Origin of the sequence: Streptomyces sp. cmx-18-6, assembly GCF_046548915.1 — a bacterium.
GTDB lineage: Bacteria > Actinomycetota > Actinomycetes > Streptomycetales > Streptomycetaceae > Streptomyces.
In genome coordinates, this window is sequence record NZ_JAEBEP010000004.1 from 75,200 (window position 1) to 95,031 (window position 19,832).

General features: G+C 71.1%; 17 protein-coding genes. 6 read left to right on the forward strand and 11 right to left on the reverse strand.

The window, feature by feature from the left end; translation table 11 throughout:
• The first annotated feature begins 119 nt into the window (after positions 1-119).
• Together gabT and ACLJPL_RS11030 are read left to right on the forward strand one after the other, a co-directional pair.
• On the forward strand, positions 120-1,460 hold the full coding sequence (gabT, locus tag ACLJPL_RS11025; protein ID WP_411080597.1) for a 4-aminobutyrate--2-oxoglutarate transaminase: 1,341 nt from the start codon (positions 120-122) through the stop codon (positions 1,458-1,460).
• A gap of 147 nt (positions 1,461-1,607) precedes the next feature.
• The gene (locus ACLJPL_RS11030) at positions 1,608-2,465 is read left to right on the forward strand and encodes a phosphatase PAP2 family protein (RefSeq protein WP_411080598.1); all 858 of its coding nucleotides are present in this window, start codon (positions 1,608-1,610) and stop codon (positions 2,463-2,465) included.
• On the opposite strand, the gene ACLJPL_RS11035 is transcribed toward ACLJPL_RS11030, so the two are convergent.
• The 9 genes from ACLJPL_RS11035 to ACLJPL_RS11075 all read right to left on the reverse strand — a co-directional run bounded on the left by ACLJPL_RS11035 (position 2,410) and on the right by ACLJPL_RS11075 (position 13,963).
• Positions 2,410-3,645, reverse strand: coding sequence for an alpha/beta hydrolase family protein (locus ACLJPL_RS11035; RefSeq protein ID WP_411080599.1), 1,236 nt, complete (start codon positions 3,643-3,645; stop codon positions 2,410-2,412). The genes ACLJPL_RS11030 and ACLJPL_RS11035 overlap by 56 nt on opposite strands.
• A gap of 244 nt (positions 3,646-3,889) precedes the next feature.
• Complete coding sequence (locus ACLJPL_RS11040; RefSeq protein ID WP_411080600.1) at positions 3,890-5,713, reverse strand: chitinase; 1,824 nt, start codon at positions 5,711-5,713, stop codon at positions 3,890-3,892.
• A gap of 189 nt (positions 5,714-5,902) precedes the next feature.
• Positions 5,903-6,367, reverse strand: a complete 465-nt coding sequence (locus tag ACLJPL_RS11045) for a hypothetical protein (protein WP_411080601.1) — start codon at positions 6,365-6,367, stop codon at positions 5,903-5,905.
• 284 nt (positions 6,368-6,651) lie between these two features.
• Positions 6,652-8,067 (reverse strand): NAD(P)/FAD-dependent oxidoreductase, encoded by a 1,416-nt coding sequence (locus ACLJPL_RS11050; RefSeq protein WP_411080602.1) that lies wholly within the window; start codon positions 8,065-8,067, stop codon positions 6,652-6,654.
• Positions 8,068-8,090: 23 nt separating this feature from the next.
• Positions 8,091-8,894, reverse strand: a complete 804-nt coding sequence (locus tag ACLJPL_RS11055; RefSeq protein WP_411080603.1) for an ABC transporter permease — start codon at positions 8,892-8,894, stop codon at positions 8,091-8,093.
• Positions 8,894-9,835: an ABC transporter permease gene (locus tag ACLJPL_RS11060; protein WP_411080604.1), complete on the reverse strand. Its 942-nt coding sequence runs from the start codon at positions 9,833-9,835 to the stop codon at positions 8,894-8,896. Before ACLJPL_RS11060 ends, ACLJPL_RS11055 begins: the two co-directional genes overlap by 1 nt.
• Positions 9,832-10,998 carry an ABC transporter ATP-binding protein gene (locus tag ACLJPL_RS11065; RefSeq protein WP_411080605.1) on the reverse strand — a complete coding sequence of 389 codons (1,167 nt, stop codon included), beginning with the start codon at positions 10,996-10,998 and terminating at the stop codon, positions 9,832-9,834. Before ACLJPL_RS11065 ends, ACLJPL_RS11060 begins: the two co-directional genes overlap by 4 nt.
• 97 nt (positions 10,999-11,095) lie before the next feature.
• Positions 11,096-12,343 (reverse strand): ABC transporter substrate-binding protein, encoded by a 1,248-nt coding sequence (locus tag ACLJPL_RS11070; protein WP_411080606.1) that lies wholly within the window; start codon positions 12,341-12,343, stop codon positions 11,096-11,098.
• Positions 12,344-12,448: 105 nt separating this feature from the next.
• Positions 12,449-13,963: a gamma-aminobutyraldehyde dehydrogenase gene (locus ACLJPL_RS11075; RefSeq protein ID WP_411080607.1), complete on the reverse strand. Its 1,515-nt coding sequence runs from the start codon at positions 13,961-13,963 to the stop codon at positions 12,449-12,451.
• 207 nt (positions 13,964-14,170) lie between these two features.
• Here ACLJPL_RS11075 and ACLJPL_RS11080 point away from each other — a divergent pair, with 207 nt between their 5' ends.
• Positions 14,171-14,725, forward strand: coding sequence for an NADAR family protein (locus ACLJPL_RS11080; protein WP_411080608.1), 555 nt, complete (start codon positions 14,171-14,173; stop codon positions 14,723-14,725).
• A gap of 365 nt (positions 14,726-15,090) precedes the next feature.
• Here ACLJPL_RS11080 and ACLJPL_RS11085 read toward each other — a convergent pair whose 3' ends face one another.
• Positions 15,091-15,768 carry a DUF4190 domain-containing protein gene (locus ACLJPL_RS11085; protein WP_411080609.1) on the reverse strand — a complete coding sequence of 226 codons (678 nt, stop codon included), beginning with the start codon at positions 15,766-15,768 and terminating at the stop codon, positions 15,091-15,093.
• Between the two features lie 121 nt (positions 15,769-15,889).
• On the opposite strand from ACLJPL_RS11085, the gene ACLJPL_RS11090 reads away from it, so the two are divergent.
• From ACLJPL_RS11090 to ACLJPL_RS11100, 3 genes are all read left to right on the forward strand, one after another.
• Positions 15,890-16,924 (forward strand): adenosine deaminase, encoded by a 1,035-nt coding sequence (locus tag ACLJPL_RS11090; RefSeq protein ID WP_411080610.1) that lies wholly within the window; start codon positions 15,890-15,892, stop codon positions 16,922-16,924.
• A 22-nt stretch (positions 16,925-16,946) separates the two neighbouring features.
• Entirely contained in the window at positions 16,947-17,672 is a 726-nt protein-coding gene (locus ACLJPL_RS11095) for a glycerophosphodiester phosphodiesterase (RefSeq protein ID WP_411080611.1), read from the forward strand.
• Between the two features lie 82 nt (positions 17,673-17,754).
• A complete protein-coding gene (locus ACLJPL_RS11100) occupies positions 17,755-18,552 on the forward strand; it encodes an SAM-dependent methyltransferase (RefSeq protein WP_411080612.1) in 798 nt (265 codons plus the stop codon).
• A gap of 93 nt (positions 18,553-18,645) precedes the next feature.
• On the opposite strand, the gene ACLJPL_RS11105 is transcribed toward ACLJPL_RS11100, so the two are convergent.
• Positions 18,646-19,809, reverse strand: coding sequence for a spermidine/putrescine ABC transporter substrate-binding protein (locus ACLJPL_RS11105; RefSeq protein ID WP_411080971.1), 1,164 nt, complete (start codon positions 19,807-19,809; stop codon positions 18,646-18,648).
• Positions 19,810-19,832: the final 23 nt, after the last annotated feature.

A 19,832-nucleotide genomic window follows, 5' to 3' on the forward strand; every position in this document is an offset into this window, starting at 1 on the left:
ACCTGTCCGCGGCGGACAACGACACGCGCTCTCCACTCCCGATCGGAGCATGCCCGGGTGGCGGCCCCGCCCCTAGCCTGCAGAAAGAAGAGCGTCCGAAACACCCCCAGGAGCCCCTCATGACCGCAATTCCGCAGGAGCGCCGCGTCGTCACTGCCATCCCCGGCCCGAAGTCGGCCGAGCTGCAGGCTCGCCGTCTCGCGGCCGTCGCCGCAGGTGTGGGCTCCACCCTGCCGGTGTTCACCGCCCGCGCCGGCGGCGGGATCATCGAGGACGTGGACGGCAACCGTCTGATCGACTTCGGCTCCGGCATCGCCGTGACGTCGGTGGGCGCCTCCGCCGAGGCCGTCGTACGCCGCGCCACCGCGCAGCTCGCCGACTTCACCCACACCTGTTTCATGGTCACGCCGTACGAGGGGTACGTCGAGGTCTGCGAGCAGCTCGCGGAGCTGACGCCGGGCGACCACGCGAAGAAGTCGGCGCTGTTCAACTCGGGCGCCGAGGCCGTCGAGAACGCGGTGAAGATCGCCCGCGCCTACACCAAGCGCACCGCCGTCGTCGTCTTCGACCACGGCTACCACGGCCGGACCAACCTCACGATGGCGCTGACGGCGAAGAACATGCCGTACAAGCAGGGCTTCGGCCCGTTCGCGCCCGAGGTCTACCGCGTCCCGGTCGCCTACGGCTACCGCTGGCCGACCGGGCCCGAGAACGCCGGCGCCGAGGCGTCCGCGCAGGCCATCGACGAGATCACCAAGCAGATCGGCGCGGAGAACGTCGCGGCGATCATCATCGAGCCGGTGCTCGGCGAGGGCGGCTTCATCGAGCCGGCCAAGGGCTTCCTCCCGGCGATCGCGCAGTTCGCCAAGGACAACGGCATCGTCTTCGTCGCGGACGAGATCCAGTCCGGCTTCTGCCGCACCGGCCAGTGGTTCGCCTGCGAGGACGAGGGCATCGTCCCGGACCTGATCACCACCGCCAAGGGCATCGCCGGCGGTCTGCCGCTCTCCGCCGTGACCGGCCGCGCCGAGATCATGGACGCCGCGCACGCCGGCGGTCTGGGCGGTACGTACGGCGGGAACCCGGTCGCCTGCGCCGGTGCGCTCGGCGCCATCGAGACGATGCGTGAGCTGGACCTGAACGGGAAGGCCAAGCGGATCGAGGAGGTCATGAAGGGCCGCCTCGCCGAGATGCGGGCGAAGCTCCCCAACGGCGACATCATCGGCGACATCCGCGGCCGTGGCGCCATGATCGCGATCGAGCTGGTGAAGTCCGGCACGAAGGACCCGAACCCGGAGGCGGCGGGCGCGCTCGCCAAGACCTGCCACGCCGAGGGCGTCATGGTCCTCACCTGTGGCACCTACGGCAACGTGCTGCGCTTCCTGCCGCCGCTCGTGATCGGCGAGGACCTGCTCAACGAGGGCCTCGACGTGATCGAGCAGGCGTTCGGCACGCTCTGACCCCCGAACCCCGGAACGGACGCGGGCGGCTTTTCGCCGCACCCGTCCGGCATCCGGGTGAGGGCCTGTGAAGAACGTGTGCGGGGGCGATGGCGGCCGGCGGTTGCGACTGTCGGCCGCCCCTCCACTGCCGTACGGTTTCTGCAGATGAGAGAAACACCTCGCTCGCGGGAAACCGCGGGCGATTCCGGGTCGGGGCTTCCCCAGCACCGTCCCGGGCGTGCCTTCGTGCACGCCACCGGAGCTTCCGGCTCCGGTACTCCTCACCGATCGGACGGCCGCCCGCCCCACACCCCCCGGGGCGCGCGGCGACCCGATCCGGCCGGCCATCCCGGAACAACCCCCCCTGTTCCCCGGTGGCCGGCCTCTCTCCTTCTCGGCCTCCTGGCGGCGCTGTTCGCGCTGTTCGCGCTGATCACCTGGCAGGTCGCGGCCGAAGGCCCGCTGGTCCGGCTCGACGAACGCGTGGGCGAGAGCCTCTTCCGGCGCGGCCCGGCTCCCCTGACCCAGCTCTTCTCCGACCTCGGCGGCATGCCGGTGGCCCTCCCGGTGCTCGTCTGCGCGATCGCGTACGCACTGTGGCGCGGCGCCCGCCGACTGCCGGTGTACGCGGCGCTCACCATGGCGGCCGTGCCCGCGCTGGTGATCCCGCTGAAGGTGGCCACCGCCCGGCAGGGCCCGCTCACCGAGGCCGTCAACTACTACCCGTCGGGCCATACGGCGACGGCGGCGGTGGCGTACGGGGCGGCGGCCCTGCTCCTCCTCGCCCTCCCCCGCCCGTCGTGGCTGCGGGAGAGGGCCTGGCCGCGGGCCTGGATGCTGCCCGCCGCCGCTGTGCTGCTGACGGCGGCGACGGGCGTCGGGCTGGTGCTGCACGGTTACCACTGGCCGCTGGACGTGCTGGCGAGCTGGTGCCTGGGGCCGGTGCTGCTCGCGCCGCTGTGGTGGGTCAGTCGGCGGCCTCGGCGGCGGCGTCCGCGAGAAGGGCCGCGAGCCACTCGGTGAGCTCCGGGGTGTCGTGGTCGATCGTCGCGAAGTGGATGCCGAGCGGCTCGCCGGCGGGGACGACGCCGGGCTCGTAACGCCGGTAGTGGATGTCCGCGCGCGGACTGTTCGTCCTGATCAGTTCCTCGACCAGGGCGTCGGTGCCCAGCAGCGGTGCGGGGTCGGCGCGGACGCGTTCGTCGTCGGCGGCCTGGGTGATGCGGACCGGCACGGCGAAGGGGAGGTCCGGGTTCATCGCCTCCACCTGGCGGTCGAACTTCTCCTGGTCGGCGTTGGGGGCGGCGGGGTATCCGGCCCTGAACTGCTCGGATCCCCTGATGCCGCCCCAGGAGTCGGGGCGGCTGAGACCCGCGCGGGAGCGCTGCCGCACATGGGGCCAGAGCTCCTGGAACGCCCGGGGCGAGAGGACCTGTGCCGGGTCGATCGTGGGGTCGCCGCCGATGGCCCCGGCCAGGAAGAGCGGGGTGAACGCGAAGCCGGGGGCGGCCCGGTCGAAGAGGGCTCCGGCTCGGACCAGGCCCAGGAGGTGGTTGGCGGGGGCGATGGCGGCGACGCCGGCCAGTCCGTCGACCCGGCCGGGGGCGTGATGAGCGGCGAACAGGGCCGCCTGGCCGCCCTGCGAGTGTCCGACGATCGCGAACCGCTCCCCGATCTCCCCGGGAAACAGCTTGCGGGCGGCCGTCACGATGTCGAGTACGCCCATGGCCTCGGAGCGGCCGAGGAGGTACGGGTGCAGATGGTCCGCGGTTCCGGTGCCCAGGGCCTCGTAGTCGCTCATCGCCACGGCCCACCCCTGGTCCAGGAAGTGGCCGAGAAGCGTGAGCGGGTAGGCGTTCATGGGCGAGGCCCCGGTGTCGCCCCGGTCCCGCGACGGCGCGCACCGGTTGGCCGCGCCCACGGTGCCGTGGGCCCAGCTGACGACCGGGTAGCCGCCGGCGGGGACGGGGTGGGCGGTGCGGTCCGGCAGGGCGATGACGCCCGAGGTGGCGACCGGGGTTCCGTCCGCGCCCTCGGAGAGGTGGAGCACCAGCCAGTTCTTTCCGCCGGGCACTGCCGCGGCGGGGTTGCCCAGGGGGCGCGCGTGGATCGGGTCGCCGGGGCCGCCTTCGGGCAGGGGGACCGGCGGGGTGTAGAACGCGTCCCCGGCGGGCGCGTCCACCGGGGACGCCGAGGATGCCACGGATGCCGTAGGTGCTGCGGATGCCGTGAGGGATGAACCGGTGCTCACACGCTGTCCTTTCTCGGACGCGGCGGAACGCGGCGGGCGGACGACACGCCCCCTCCGCCCCGTCAGGCGTCGTGATCACCATAGGGGGCCGGGACGGCGTGGATGATGCCCGTCGCCGCGATCCTCTTCACCCCGGCGACGGGCATCGGTCTGATGGGGCGTACGGCCTGTGGTCGCCGGCCGTACGCCGGGTGGGTCAGCGGCCGAAGTAGGTGTTGAAGTTCCGGGAGAACTCCCAGTTGTTGAACCGGTCCCAGTTGATCGACCAGGTCATCAGCCCCCGCAGATCGGTCCAGGTCCCGTGGGTCTGGTAGGAGCCGCAGTCGGTCTTCTTGATCAGGCAGTTGAGGGCCTTGTTGACCTCGGCCGGTGAGGTGTGGCCGTTGCCCGCGTGGGTGGAGGCCGGCAGTCCGATGGCGACCTGGTCGGGGCGCAGGCCCGGGAAGACGCGGCTGGTGTTGCCCGCGACCGGGAAGCCGGCGAGCAGCATGTCCGTCATCGCGATGTGGAAGTCCGCGCCGCCCATCGAGTGGTACTGGTTGTCCAGGCCCATGATCGGGCCCGAGTTGTAGTCCTGGACGTGCAGCAGGGTGAGGTCGTCGCGCAGGGCGTGGATGACCGGCAGATAGGCGCCGGCGCGCGGATCCTGGCCGCCCCAGGGGCCGGAGCCGTAGAACTGGTAGCCGAGCTGTACGAAGAAGGTCTCGGGCGCCATCGTGAGGATGAAGTCGGAGCCGTGCTTCGCCTTGAGGGTCTTCACGGCGGAGATCAGGTTGACGATCACGGGCGACGTCGGGGCGCGGAAGTCGTTGTCCCCGGTGTTCAGCGAGAGGGAGTGGCCCTCGAAGTCGATGTCCAGGCCGTCCAGGCCGTAGGTGTCGATGATCTTCGAGACCGAGGTGACGAAGGCGTCCCGGGCGGCGGTGGAGGAGAGCTGCACCTGGCCGTTCTGGCCGCCGATGGAGATCAGGACCTTCTTGCCCGCGGCCTGCTTGGCCTTGATGGCGGCCTTGAACTCCGCCTCGGACTCGACGTTCGGGCACTCCTTGACCGGGCAGAGCGAGAAGCGGATGTCGCCGGAGGTGACGGAGGTGGGCTCGCCGAAGGCGAGGTTGACGACGTCCCAGGAGTCGGGCACGTCCGCCATGCGGGTGTAGCCGGAGCCGTTGGCGAAGCTGGAGTGGAGGTAGCCCACGAGCGCGCGGGCCGGGAGCTTGGTGTCGCCGCCCCCGCCCCCGGCTGTGGTGGTCGCGGTGACGGCGGCCGACTTGGCGGACTCGCCGGCCGCGTTGGTCGCGGTGACCTGGAAGCTGTACGCGGTCGAGGCAGCCAGTCCGCTGACGGTGGCGGCCGGGCCGGTGACCGTGGCCACCTTCGTACCGCCGCGGTAGACGTGGTAGCCGGTCGCGCCCGACACGGCGTTCCAGGAGAGCGCGACGGAGGAGGAGGTCACGGCTGTGGTGCGCAGGCCCGCGGGGACGGCGGGCAGGACGACCGGGTCGCCGCCGGGGCCGACGAGGGTGAGGTCGTCGACGTAGTGGGCGGGGGCGCCGTACCAGCCGTGGGTGTAGACGCTCACGGAGGTGGTGCCCGGGCCGGTGGTGAAGCTGGTGGTGAGCTGCTTCCAGGCGCCGGTGGACTGGGTCCAGGTGGAGACGTCGGTGGTTCCGGTGCCGGTGGCGCCGAGGTAGACGGGGCTGCCCTGCACCCAGGCGCTCAACGTGTAGCGGGAGTTGGGCTTGACCGTGACCGCCTGGGAGCACCTGGCGTTGTCGTTGCCCGCCGGGGTCCCCTTCAGCGCCTTCGTACCGCCGTACACCGGGGTGGAGACGGCCGCCCCGCTGCCTGCGGTGCAGCTCCAGCCGTCGAGACCCGCCTCGAAGCCGCCGTTGCGCGCCACGTCCACATCGGCCGCACTCGCCGCCGGCGCCGTGGCGACCAGGGCGCCGGCGGCGAGCACCGCGGCCGTACAGGCGGCCAGAAGTCCGGAGAATCTGACGGTTGGTCCGGTGCGTTCCACAACAGCCTCCGTGCAGGGGGGAATTGAGTGTGGCGTGCGCACAACATGGTCCAGACCAATGAGGTTGTCAAGACCTCTGGCAGTCAGTCACCCGCACTTGCATCCGCACCCGCACCCGCCTTCGCGCTCGTCCGAGGCGACAGCGGGCCCACCCCCTTCACGGCCGTCCGCGTCCTGGGCCGCAGCGGCTCATCCCCCTTCGCGGCCGTCCTGGGCCGCGGCTCCGGCCGCCTCGTGCATCGCCAGCTCCAGCAGCCCCGCGTCCGTGAGGGTCCCCGAACCGTCCGGCGGGATCAGCCACCGCACTCCCCCGGCCGCCCGCCCCGGGTGGGGAACGACGATCCAGGTGCCGGGGCCCGCCCCCCGGATGCCGGTGCCGACCCAGCGGGCCGCGGTGCCCGGCGGGACGAAGAAGCCCATACGGGACTCGCCGAAGTCGGCGAGCACCGGCCCCGGCCGGTCGATGAGACGGGTGAGCACGTCGAGCGTCGGATATCCCAGCCCCCCCGGCAGGATCAGCACGTCCCAGCGCTTGCCGGCGGGAAGGAGCGCGATCCCCTGCGGATTGCGCTCCCACTCCCACCGGCAGGCGCCCGGATCCGGTGCCACCGATGTGAGCCACTCGACCGCGGCCCTGGTCTCCGAGCCAGTCATGACCTGCCCTCCCGTTGACGTGGGCACCGGCAGGGTCCTGCCGGTGCGTACACGGGGGGAGAGAGCGTCGGGTCCGAACTATGACGCGGGTTGGGGCTACTTGTTGGCAGTGAGGTGGGTCACAGCAGCCGACGACCCGGTGGCCGGGCCGCCGGGTCGTCGGGCCGCCGGGTCGTCGGGCCGCCGGGCCGTCGGGCCGCCGGGCCGCCGGGCCGTCGGGCCACCGGGCCACCGGGCCACCGGGCCGTCGGGTCGTCTCGTCGCCCGGTGGCCGGGCGGCCGGGTCAGCTGTCGAAGCCCAGCCCCAGCTTGTCCATGGTTTTCAGCCACAGATTGCGGTGTCCGCCGTTGGCGTCGGCGCGGGCGAGGGACCGCTTGGTGATCTCGATCCCGGCCCAGGCGAACGGCTCCGGCGGGAACGGCATCGGCTTGGAGCGGACCATCTCCAGACGGGTCCGCTCGGTCTCCTCACCGGCGAGCAGATCGAGCATCACATCGGCTCCGAAACGCGTCGAGCCGACGCCGAGACCCGTATATCCGGCGGCGTACGCGACCCGCCCCTGATGGGCCGTTCCGAAAAACGCCGTGAAGCGGGAACAGGTGTCGATCGCACCGCCCCAGGCGTGCGAGAAACGCAGTCCGGAAAGCTGCGGGAAACAGTCGAAGAACTGCTCCGCGAGCTTGAGGAAAGTCTCCGGCCGCTGGTCCAGATCGGCGCTGAGCTTTCCCCCGTACGGATAGATCGCGTCGTATCCGCCCCACAGGATCCGGTTGTCCGCGGAGAGCCGGAAGTAATGGAACTGGTTGGCGCTGTCGCCCAGCCCCTGGCGCCCCTTCCAGCCGATGGATTCCAGCTGATCGGGGGTGAGCGGTTCGGTCATCAGCGCGTAGTCGTAGACCGGCACGGTGTACGGGCGGACCCGCTTGACGAGCGACGGGAAGATGTTGGTGCCGAGCGCGACCCGGCGGGCGAAGACCCTCCCGTACGGTGTGCGCACCGCCATCCCCGGGCCGGAGCGGACCAGGTCGAGGCCCCGGGTGTGCTCGTAGATCCGCACGCCCAGTTCCTCGCAGGCCCGCTTCAGGCCCCAGGCGAGCTTGGCCGGGTTCAGCATCGCGACCCCGCGCCGGTCCCAGAGGCCGCCGAGGAAGGTGGGCGAGTCGACCTCGGCGCGCAGGGCGTCGCGGTCCAGGAAGTCCACGCCGGTGATGCCGAGCCGCTGGATCTCCTGGTGCCATTCCCGCAGCTCTTCGAGCTGGTGGGGCTCGGTGGCGACGTCGATCTCGCCGGTCCGCTCGAACGCGCAGTCGATGCCGTAGCGGGCGACGGCGGCCTCGATGGCGTCGAGGTTCCGCTCCCCCAGCTCCTCCAGCTTCGCGATCTCGTCCGGCCACCGCTCCACACCGTTGGCCAGGCCGTGGGTGAGGGAGGCGGCGCAGAAGCCGCCGTTGCGGCCCGAGGCGGCCCAGCCCACCTCGTGCCCCTCGATGAGGACGACGTCCCGGTCGGGGTCGCGCTCCTTGGCGATGAGCGCGGTCCACAGTCCGCTGTAGCCGCCGCCGACGACCAGGAGGTCGGTGTGCTCGTCGCCGGTGAGGGCGGGGAGGGCGGCGGGCCTGGCCGGGTCGTCGAGCCAGTAGGAGACCGGCTTGGCACCGGAGAGTGATCGGGCGGCGATACTCATGGCAGCTGGGGCCATGGTTTCCAACTCCTTCAGGAATTTCAGGGTCGTGCGTTGTTCTTTCGCCGGCTCGCTATGACCTGGCCGACGAGAACCACCGATACCGCAATGATGAACATGGCGGTGCCGATGACGTTGATCTGGACGGGCGTGCCGCGCTGTGCCGAACCCCAGACGAACATGGGGAAGGTGACGGTGGAGCCCGCGTTGAAATTCGTGATGATGAAATCATCGAACGAAAGCGCGAAGGCGAGCATCGCTCCCGCCGCGATTCCCGGTGCGGCGATCGGAAGGGTCACCCGTAGGAAGGTCTGCACGGGCCCCGCGTAGAGATCGCGGGCCGCTTCCTCCAGTCTCGGGTCCATCGACATGACGCGCGCCTTGACGGCCGTCACCACGAAGCTGAGGCAGAACATGATGTGCGCGATCAGCACGGTCCAGAAGCCGAGCTGGGCGCCCATGTTCAGGAAGAGCGTCAGCAGGGAGGCGGCCATGACGACCTCGGGCATCGCCATCGGCAGGAAGATCAGCGAGCTGATCGCGCCGCGCGCCCGGAAGCGGTAGCGGACCAGCGCGAAGGCGACCATCGTGCCGAGCGCGGTCGCCCCCAGCGTCGCCCAGAAGGCGATCTGGAGCGAGAGCGAAAGGGATCCGCAGAGGTCGGCGACGCCGCAGGGGTCCTTCCAGGCGTCCAGCGAGAACCGCTGCCACTCGTAGTTGAAGCGCCCGTTGGGCTTGTTGAACGAGAACACCATCACGACGATGTTCGGCAGGATCATGTACGCGAGGGTCAGCAGACCCGCGATGACGATCAGGTTGCGGCGTATCCAGCGCAGTACGGGCATCAGACCAGGTCCTCCGTCCCGGAGCGGCGGATGTAGAAGGTGACCATCAGCAGGACGATCGCCATGAGGATGAACGAGAGCGCGGCGGCCGTCGGATAGTCCAGGACCCGCAGGAACTGGCTCTGGATGACGCTGCCGACCATCTTGGTGTCGGTGGAGCCGAGCAGTTCGGCGTTGACGTAGTCGCCGCTGGCCGGGATGAAGGTCAGCAGGGTGCCCGAGACGACGCCGGGCATGGAGAGCGGGAACGTCACCTTGCGGAAGGTGGTGGCGGGGGTGGCGTAGAGGTCGCCCGCCGCCTCGTGCAGCCGGCCGTCGATCCGCTCCAGCGAGGTGTAGAGCGGCAGGATCATGAACGGCAGGAAGTTGTACGTCAGACCGCAGACGACGGCCATCGGGGTGGCCAGCACCCGGTTGGACTCGGTCCAGCCGAGCCAGCTGGTGACGTCCAGGACGTGCAGGGTGTTGAGGACGTCCACGACCGCGCCGCCGTCCGCGAGGATCGTTTTCCACGCCAGCGTACGGATGAGGAAGCTGGTGAAGAACGGGGCGATGACCAGCACCAGCACCAGGTTGCGCCAGCGGCCCGCCTTGAAGGCGATGAGGTAGGCGAGCGGATAGCCCAGCAGCAGGCACAGGATCGTGGCGGTGCCCGCGTACAGCAGGGACCGGATGAACTGCGGATAGTAGTCGCGCAGCGCGTCCGCGTAGGTCTGGAAGTGCCAGGTGACCTCGAAGCCCTGCTCCAGGGAGCCGGTCTGTACGGAGGTGGATGCCTGGTAGACGAGCGGCAGCGCGAAGAAGACGAGCAGCCACAGGATGCCGGGGAGCAGCAGCCAGTACGGGATGAGCCGTTTGCGGGTGGAGGGCTTGCGGAGCTTGAGCTCCTTCGGCCCCCCGGGCTGCGAAGGGGGCGCGGGCGGCGCTTCGGTGAGGCTCACTCCGCGTCCTCCACGCTCGTCGCGCCCGCGTCGATGTCCTGGGCGGCGTCGAGGCCGAAGGTGTGGGCGGGGTTCCAGTGGAGGACGACCTCGGCGCCGGGGACGAGGCGCGTGTCCCTTTCGATGTTCTGCTCGTAGACCTGGAGGGCGGTCCCGGCCGGGCTCTCGACCACGTACTGGGTGGAGACGCCGATGAAGCTGGAGTCGGTGATGCGGCCGGTGACGCGGTTGCGGCCTGCGGCGATGTCGCCCGCGTCGTCGGCGGGGGCCAGGGATATCTTCTCCGGCCGGATGCCGAGGAGGAGGCGGCCGCCGCTGGTGGCGGGGGCCGAACATCGCTCGCGGGGCAGGGTGAGCTTGCCGCCGCCCGCGGCCACCACGAGATCACCGCCGGCGTTGTTTCCGGTGGAGACGATCTCGCCCTCGATGAGGTTGGAGGTGCCGAGGAAGTTGGCGACGAAGGTGGTGCGCGGGTTCTCGTAGAGGTCGGCGGGGGCGCCGAGCTGTTCGACGCGGCCCCCGTTCATCACCGCGACGGTGTCGGCCATGGTCATGGCCTCCTCCTGGTCGTGGGTGACGTGCACGAAGGTGATGCCGACCTCGGTCTGGATGCGCTTGAGCTCCAGCTGCATCTGGCGGCGGAGCTTGAGGTCGAGGGCGCCGAGCGGTTCGTCGAGCAGCAGGACCTGCGGGTGGTTGATGAGCGCGCGGGCGACGGCGACGCGCTGCTGCTGGCCGCCGGAGAGCTGGTGGGGTTTGCGGCGGGCGAAGTCGCCGAGCTGGACGAGCTCCAGCATGTCGTCGACCTGCTTCTTCACCGACTTGATGCCGCGCCGGCGCAGCCCGAAGGCGACGTTCTCGGTGATGTCAAGGTGTGGGAAGAGCGCATAGCTCTGGAAGACGGTGTTGACGGGCCGCTTGTACGGGGGCAGGTCGGTGATGTCCTTGCCGCCGAGGAAGACCGTGCCGGTGGTGGCCTCCTCCAGCCCGGCGATCATCCGCAGGGTGGTGGTCTTGCCGCAGCCGGACGCGCCGAGCAGGGCGAAGAAGGAGCCCTGGGGGACGGTCAGGTCGAGGGGCTGTACGGCGGTGAAGGAGCCGTAGGTCTTGCTGATCCCGGCGAGGCGGACATCGCCGCCCGCGGTCTGCTGCTGCTGTGTCATGGGTCGCAGTCCCAGTGTGTTCGGGGGGAGTTCGGGGAAGTTCAGGTGGCGGCGTCACCGGTCGGGGCGCCGGTGGGATGCCTGGCGGGCTGCCTGATCAGGCGCCGATGAGTCTGGCGAACTTCTCTTCGTACGCCGTCTCTTCCTCCGTGCTCAGCGAGCGGAAGGCGCGCGACTTCGCCGCCATCTCCTTGTCGGGGAGGATCAGGGTGTTGGAGGCCATCGACTCGTCGATCTTGGCCAGTTCCTCGCGTACGCCGTCGACCGGGCAGACGTAGTTGATGTACGCGGCGAGCTGGGCGGCGACCGGGGGCTCGTAGTAGTAGTCGATGAGCTTCTCGGCGTTGGTCTTGTGCCGGGCCTGGGCGGGGACCAGGAGACTGTCGCTGGAGATGATGTAACCGGCGGCCGGGATGGCGTACTCGATGTCCGGGTTGTCGGCCTGGAGCTGGATGACGTCCCCGGCCCAGCCGACGCAGGCGGCGATGTCGCCCTTGCTGAGGTCGGCGGTGTAGTCGTTGCCGGTGAAGCGGCGGATCTGCTTCTTGTCGACGGCCTTCTGGAGCCGTCCGATCGCACCGTCGAAGTCGGCGTCGGTGAACTTCCCCGGGTCCTTGCCCTGGTCGAGCAGGGTCATCCCGACGGTGTCGCGCATCTCGGAGAGGAAGGACACGCGGCCCTTGAGCTTCGGGTCGTCGAGCAACTGAGTGATGGAGTCGACCTTGCGGCCGCCGGTCGCCTTCGTGTTGTACGCGATGACCGTGGGGATGCCGGTCCAGGGATAGGAGTAGGCGCGGCCGGGGTCCCAGTCGGGGGTGCGGAACTGGGCGGAGACATTGGCGAAGGCGTGCGGGAGGTTCGAGGGGTCGAGCTTCTGCGCCCAGCCGAGCCGGATGATGCGGGCGGCCAGCCAGTCGGTGACGCAGATGAGGTCGCGTCCGGTGTTCTGGCCGGCGGCGAGCTGCGGTTTGATCTTCCCGAAGAACTCGACGTTGTCGTTGATGTCCTCGGTGTACTTGACCCTGATCCCGGTGCGCTTCGTGAACGCCTGAAGGGTGGGCCGGCTCTTCTCGTCGTCGCTGACGTCCATGTACTCGGTCCAGTTGGAGAAGGTGACTTCCTTCTCCTTCTCCGAGTGGTCGTCGGCGGCGGCTGCTCCCTCGGCGCGTCCGGCGGGCGGGATGCCGCAGGCGCCGAGGGTGGCTATCCCGCCCAGCGCGAGGGCGCCCATGCCGGACGCGCGCAGCAGGGAGCGGCGGGTGAGGGCTCCCCGGCCGTTGGTCAGGGACCGCCTCATGGCCGCCAGCTGGGCGGCCGAGAGGCGCTCGGGCTCGTAACTCTCCATACGCTGTGTGCCCTTTCGGGTGGGAGGCCGCTGGGGCCTCTCGTCTGGATGGTGCCGGGCTCAGGGGCCCGGTCCACACGAAGGGCCCCGGTCGCGCGGCAGCTGCTATCGGTCCCCGAAGATCGTGCGGTGCCAGTCCTTGCGGGCGACCGCGGTGTTGTCGTACATGACGTGCTTGACCTGCGTGTACTCCTCGAAGGAGTACGCCGACATGTCCTTGCCGAAGCCGCTGGCCTTGTATCCGCCGTGCGGCATCTCGGAGAGGATCGGGATGTGGTCGTTCACCCACACACAGCCCGCCTGGATCTCGCGGGTGGCGCGGTTCGCGCGGTACAGGTCGCGGGTCCAGGCGGAGGCGGCCAGTCCGTACGGGGTGTCGTTGGCGAGCGCGATGCCCTCGTCGTCGGTGTCGAAGGGGAGGACGACCAGGACCGGGCCGAAGATCTCCGACTGGACGATCTCGCTGTCCTGGGCGGCGTCCGCGACGAGGGTGGGGCGGTAGTACGCGCCGTCCGCGAGGTCTCCGCCGGGGGCCTCGCCGCCGGTGACGACCCGGGCGTAGCCGCGGGCCCGCTCGACGAAGGCGGCGACGCGGTCGCGCTGGGCGTGGCTGATGAGGGGGCCGAGGTCGGTGGCGGCGTCGAAGGGTGAGCCGAGGCGGACGGTGTCCATGAGGGCGGCGACGTCGCGGACGAAGGCGTCGTAGAGGGGGCGCTGTACGTAGGCGCGGGTGGCGGCGGTGCAGTCCTGGCCGGTGTTGATGAGGGAGCCGGCGACCGCGCCGTGGACGGTGGCCTCCAGGTCGGCGTCGTCGAAGACCACGAAGGGGGCCTTGCCGCCGAGCTCCAGATGGAGCCGCTTGACGGTGGCGGTGGCGATCTCGGCGACCCGCTTGCCGACCGCGGTGGAGCCGGTGAAGGAGGTCATCACGACGTCGGGATGGCCGACGAGGTGCTCGCCGGCGTCCTTGCCCGCGCCGGTGACGATGTTGATCACGCCGTCCGGGATGCCCGCCTCGGTGGCCGCCTGCGCGAACATCAGCGAGGTCAGCGGGGTGAGCTCGGCGGGCTTGAGGACGATGGTGTTGCCGGCGGCGACGGCCGGGAGGACCTTCCAGGCGGCCATCTGGAGGGGGTAGTTCCAGGGGGCGATGGAGCCGACGACGCCGATCGCCTCACGCCGTACGTACGAGGTGTGGTCGCCGTCGTACTCGGCTGCGGCCTTGCCCTCCAGGTGGCGGGCCGCGCCCGCGAAGAAGGCGGCGTTGTCGACGGTGCCGGGGACGTCGAACTCGGTGGAGAGCTTGATCGGCTTGCCGCACTGGAGGGACTCGGCGTACGCGAAGTCGTCGGCCTGCTCCGCGAGGACGGCGGCGAACCGGTGCAGCGCGTCGGAGCGCTCGCCGGGGGTGGCCCCGGACCAGCCGGGGAAGGCGGCCCGCGCGGCGGCGACGGCCGCGTCGACGTCCTCCGTACCGGCCAGCTCGTACCGCAGGACGCTCTCGCCGGTCGCGGGGTTCACGATGTCGTGGTGGCGGCCGGACGTGCCCGGGAGCAGCTTGCCGCCGATGTACTGCGCACCTTCCGCGAAGCGGTCCTGAACCTGGAACCCGTTGCTCATGACGCTCTCCTCCGCCGCTGTACCCGCTGGGCGGGGTCGGCGTAGCTTCTTCGTGAATTGAGTGCCGATCCTGACAGAGGGGTTCAAGCCCAACAAGTGATTCCGTTGTTGCCTTTTGGTTACGCGACGGAATCTGTCGACCATGTGTCGTGTCGGTGCGGAAATCCCCGTACGGAGTGTCAGTGGCGGATGCCACACTCACATGTCATGGGACCGATCGATGAGCTTCTGGCGGACGTGGCGCAGGGCAAGCGGGTGAAGTATCTGCCGTTCTGGGGCCACCGTCCGCGCCCGGACGGGCGGATCGGCGCGAGTTGTCTGAGCCAGTGGTGGCCGTCGCCGTTCACGGTGGACGGGGTGACGTACGCGAGCGCCGAGCACTGGATGATGGCCGGCAAGGCCCGCCTCTTCGGCGATCCGGAGGCGGAGCGGGCGGCGGTCGCGGCGAGTAGCCCGGCGGCGGCGAAGAAGGCGGGGCGGCTGGTGCGCGGCTTCGACGAGGACGTGTGGATACGGGAGCGGTTCGGGCTGGTGGTGGAGGGCTCCGCGCACAAGTTCGGGCAGGACCCGGAGCTGGCCGGATATCTCCTGGGCACGGGCGACCGGGTGCTGGTGGAGGCGTCCCCGCTGGACCGGATCTGGGGCATCGGCCTCGCGGCGGACGACGAGCGGGTGGAGCGGCCGCGGGAGTGGCAGGGGCTGAACCTGCTGGGCTTCGCGCTGATGGAGGCGCGGGAGCGGCTGCGGGTGGGGGCCGTTTAGACGGCGGGCGGGGGGCGGCTGGAAGGCCGGGGCGCGGCGGCGGCTTTCGGGCCGGGGGGCCTGGCGTCGCCGGGCGGGCTGGGGGCTGGGTTGGGGGGCTGGGGCCCGGGCGGGCCGGCGGGCCTTGTGACCTGGGGCGGGGCGAGGGCCTTGAGACCGGGGCCGCCCGAGGGGCCTGGAGTCCGCCGGTCGCGGCACCGGGCCTTGAGGCCCCGGGTGGCACCGAGCCTTGAGACCCCGGGTAGGGCAGGAGGCGCGCCTCCGCCCGGGTCGGCGGGGGTGGCCCCCTGCCGGCCCGGCGGCGGATGCGGTGCGTCCGGCTGCCGGTGGGGCTGCCGGACAGGCCCTGCGGCGGGCCCGGAGACCTACCTGCGGTCCTCGACGACCAGCGATGTGGAGAACGGGTCGTCGTAGGAGTCGTCGTAGTCCGACTTGTCATTGGCGATGGCCCAGATGACGGCGCCGAGGAACGCGGCCGCGATCACCATGCCGACCGAGCCCAGGACGATGCCGGCCACCGCCATGCCCCGGTTGGTGGCCTCGCCCCGCTTGGCCCGGCCCAACCCGATGAGGCCGAAGACCAGCGCGAGGATGCCGAGAATGATGCCCAGCCCGTACAGGCAGAAGACGACCACCGAGACGATGCCGAGCACCATCGCGGCGGTGCCGAGGCCGTTCGCGGGCGCGGGCCCCCACGGCTGCTGGCCGTAGGCGTCGTACCCCGGATAGCCGCCGTACGGCTGCACCGGGGGCGCGGGGTAGCCGTAGCTCCCGGCGGCCGGCGGCGGTGCCGCGTAGGCGGAGCTCTGAGGGCCTGTCGGCGGCGGTGGTACGGCCGAGGGCGGCGGACCGAATCCGCCGGGCGCCGGTATCGGCCCGGTGCCGTCCCCCGCGGACGGCATCGACGTCACGGTCGGCTGGTCGTGGACCGCGGGCGGCGGCGTGCTCGCGCCCGGCTTGCCCAGCTCCACCCTGCTGTCCGGCGGTGCCCACGGATCGCGCGGCGCGGCCCCGCCCCCAGGCTGCTCTGTGTTGTCTGACATGGGCCTCCCCCATCGTGGTCCCGTCATGCTACGGCCCGGCCGATCGGCCCCGGACCCCGCCTACGATGATCGGTGCGGCCGGTACGCCCGGCCCACGTCACGCCGAACCGGGAGATTTCCGATGACCGATCCGCATCCCTTCATCGCCGGGCTGCCCAAGGCCGAGCTCCACGTCCACCACGTCGGGTCCGCCTCGCCCCGGATCGTCGCCGAACTGGCCGCCCGCCACCCGGATTCCAAGGTCCCCACCGACCCGGACGCGCTGGCCGACTACTTCACCTTCACCGACTTCGCGCACTTCATCGAGATCTACCTCTCGGTGGTGGACCTGATCCGCACCGCCGAGGACGTCCGGCTGTTGACGTTCGAGGTGGCGCGGGACATGGCCCGGCAGAACATCCGGTACGCGGAGCTGACCGTGACCCCGTTCAGCTCGACCCGGCGCGGGATCCCCGAGGTGGCCTTCATGGAGGCCATCGAGGACGCCCGCAAGTCCGCCGAGTCGGAGTTGGGCGTCATCCTGCGCTGGTGCTTCGACATCCCGGGCGAGGCCGGGCTCCAGGCCGCCGAGGAGACCGCCCGGCTCGCGGTGGAGCGGCGGCCGGAGGGGCTCGTCTCCTTCGGCCTCGGCGGACCGGAGATCGGGGTGGAGCGCCCGCAGTTCAAGCCCTACTTCGACCGGGCCATCGCCGAGGGGCTGCACTCGGTCCCGCACGCCGGGGAGACCACGGGGCCGCAGACCATCTGGGACGCGCTCACCGCGCTGCGCGCCGAGCGCATCGGCCACGGCACCAGCTCCGTCCAGGACCCGAAGCTGCTGGAGCACCTGGCCGAGCACCGTATCGCCCTGGAGGTCTGCCCCACGTCGAACATCGTCACCCGCGCGGTCACCGACATCGAGCTGCACCCGATCCGGGAGATGGTGCGGGCGGGCGTGCTGGTCACCGTCAACAGCGACGACCCGCCCATGTTCGGCACCGACCTGAACAACGAGTACGCGGTGGCCGCCCGGCTGCTGGAGCTCGACGAGCAGGGCATCGCCGGCCTCGCGAAGAACGCGGTGGAGGCGTCCTTCCTCGACGCGGCCGGCAAGCGCGCGCTGGCCGAGGAGATCGACACGTACACGGCGAACTGGCTCCGGGGGCCCGCCCGCTGACGCCGGTCGTCACAATGGCCCCATGGCCGACACCCTCACCCCCTTCACCGCCGCCGTCACCGCCGTGGGACATCGCGGCGACCCGTACCGCGCCCGGGAGAACACGCTGCCCTCGATCCGCTCCGCCCTCGACCGGGGGGCGGACGCCGTCGAGATCGACGTCCGCGTGACCCGCGACGGGGTGCCCGTCCTGCTGCACGACGCGACGCTGGAGCGGCTGTGGGGCCATGACCGGCGCCTCGACCGGCTGACCCACCGGGAGGTGCTGGAGCTGACCGGCGGCGGGGTGCCGACCCTGCGCGAGGCGCTGGCCGCCGCCGGGGAGCACCGGGTGATGGTGGATCTGCCGGGCTCCACGGACGCGTCGGTGAAGAAGATCGTCGGCACGGTCCTGGAGTGCGGGGCGGGCGAGCGGGCGTACTACTGCGCGAACGCGGGGGCGATGCTGCGGGTGCGCGCCGAGGACCCGGCGGCCGAGATCGCGCTGACCTGGACGACGCTGGCCCCGCCGCGCCCGGTCCTGCTGGACGCCCTGAAGCCGCGCTGGCTCAACTACCGCTTCGGTCTGGTGAGCCGGGAGCTGACGGACCGGGTGCACCGGGACGGACTGCTGGTTTCCGCCTGGACGGCCGACACGAAGCGCACGATGCGCCGGCTGATCGGGCGCGGCGTCGACTCGATCACCACCAACCGGATCGACGCGCTCCACCACCTGCTCGCCAACTCACCCGCACGCGGGGGCTCTTGACCGGTCCGGCATGATGGGGCGCCCCGCACCGCCCGCCGCCGCCCCGGGGCGGCGGGCCCCTGGGCACCGAGGAGCAGATGTGATGGACCCCCGACCGCAGGCGGCCCCCGCGCGGATACGTTCCGACGTCGCGCACAACGCCCGTGTGTGGAACTACTGGCTGGGCGGCGAGGACAACTACCCGGTGGACCGGGCGGTGGGCGACCAGGTCACCGGGATGTACCCGAGCATCGGTGAAGTGGCGCGCGCGGACCGGGCGTTCCTCGGGCGGGTGGTGCGGCATTTGGCCGGCGACGCGGGCATCGACCAGTTCCTCGACATCGGCACCGGGCTGCCGACCGGGAACAACACCCACGAGATCGCCCAGCACACCGCGCCGCACGCGCGCGTCGTCTATGTGGACAACGATCCGATCGTGCTGGCCCACGCCCGTGCGCTGCTGACCGGTTCGCTGGAGGGCGCGACCGAGTACATCGACGCGGACGCGCACCGCCCGGAGCAGATCCTGCGGGCCGCCGAACCCACGCTGGACCTGGGCCGGCCGGTCGCGGTGATGATGCTCGGCATCCTGAACTTCGTGCTGGACACGGACGAGGCGCGGTCCATCGTGCGGACGCTCATGGCGGCCGTGCCCCCGGGCAGCCATCTGGTCCTGACCCATCCGACGCTGGAGCTGGGCGGCGAGGGCAACGACGCGGCGATGCGCTTCTGGAACGAGAACGCCACCCCGCCGATCACCGCCCGCAGCCGGGAGGAGTTCGCGTCGTTCCTGGACGGTCTGGAGATCCTGGAGCCGGGGATCGTCTCCTGCTCCCGCTGGCGTACGAACCCGCGGGAGCCGGAGGTCGCCCAGTTCGGCGCGGTGGCCCGGAAGCCCTGACGCGCTTCGCGGGACTGTCGGCACGGCTGCGCGGGCCGGTCGCGGTTGGCGGCGTCGAGCCCCTGTGACGGGTTCACAGGCCGACGGACGGGATCACAGGCCGACGATGGTGTTCCACCTCTTGGCGAAGTCCATCCGCTCCTCGGAGGTGATGTCGCGCGCGATGGCCAGCCGCGCGCGCATCGCGTCGTCGGGGAAGATCAGCGGGTCCTCGGCGAGCGCGGCGGTCTCCTCGTCCTTCGAGGAGGCCAGGACGTCGCGGGCGGCGGGCACCGGGCAGACGTAGTTGACCCAGGTCGCGAGTTCCGCGGCGATCTCGGGGTCGTAGTAGTGGTCGACCAGCCGCTCCGCGTTGCGCTTGTGGCGGGCGAGGTTGGGGATCATCAGGGACTCCGCCCACAGTTCGGCGCCCTCCTCGGGCACGACGAACTCGATGTCCGGGTTGTCGGCCTGGAGCTGGATGACATCGCCGGAGTACGCCTGGCAGGCCAGCACGTCGCCGGTGGAGAGGTCCTTGATGTAGTCGTTGCCGGTGAAGCGGCGGATGTGCCGGGAGCGGACCCGCTTCTCGACGTGCTCGCACATCGTGTGGAAGTCGTCGGCGCTCCAGCGGGTGATGTCGACGCCGTCGCCCTGCATCAGCAGCGCGAACGACTCGTCGAGCCCGGACAGCAGCGTCACCTTGCCCCGCAGGTCGTCCGCCCACAGGTCGCCCGTGGACCGGATCTCGCGGCCGAGCTTCTCGCGGTTGTACGCGATGCCGGTGATCCCGGACTGCCAGGGGACGCTGTGGAGCCGCCCCTCGTCGAAGGCGGGGGAACGCAGCTGCGGGTCCAGGTACTTGGCCACGTTGGGCTGCTTGGCCCGGTCCATCTCCTGGACCCAGCCGAGCCGGACGAAGCGGGCGGCCATCCAGTCGCTGATGACGATGAGGTCCCGGCCGGTCTGCTGGTGGTTCATCAGGGCGGGGCTGATCTTCCCGAAGAACTCGTCGTTGTCGTTGATCTCCTCGGTGTACGTGACGGAGATGCCGGTCCGCTCCGTGAAGGCGTCCAGGGTGGGCCGCTCGGAGGTGTTCTCGTCGTCGGTGTCGATGTAGAGCGGCCAGTTGGCGAAGTGCAGACGGTGATCGGTCTCGGAGCTGTCGCGTCCGGCCCGGTCCCCCGGCTCGACGAAGGCGGCGGGCACCCCGCAGCCGGCCAGGGCGGCCCCGGCCGCCCCCGCCCCGAGGACGCGCAGCAGGGAACGGCGGGACATGGGGTGGTTCGGGATCGCTCGCA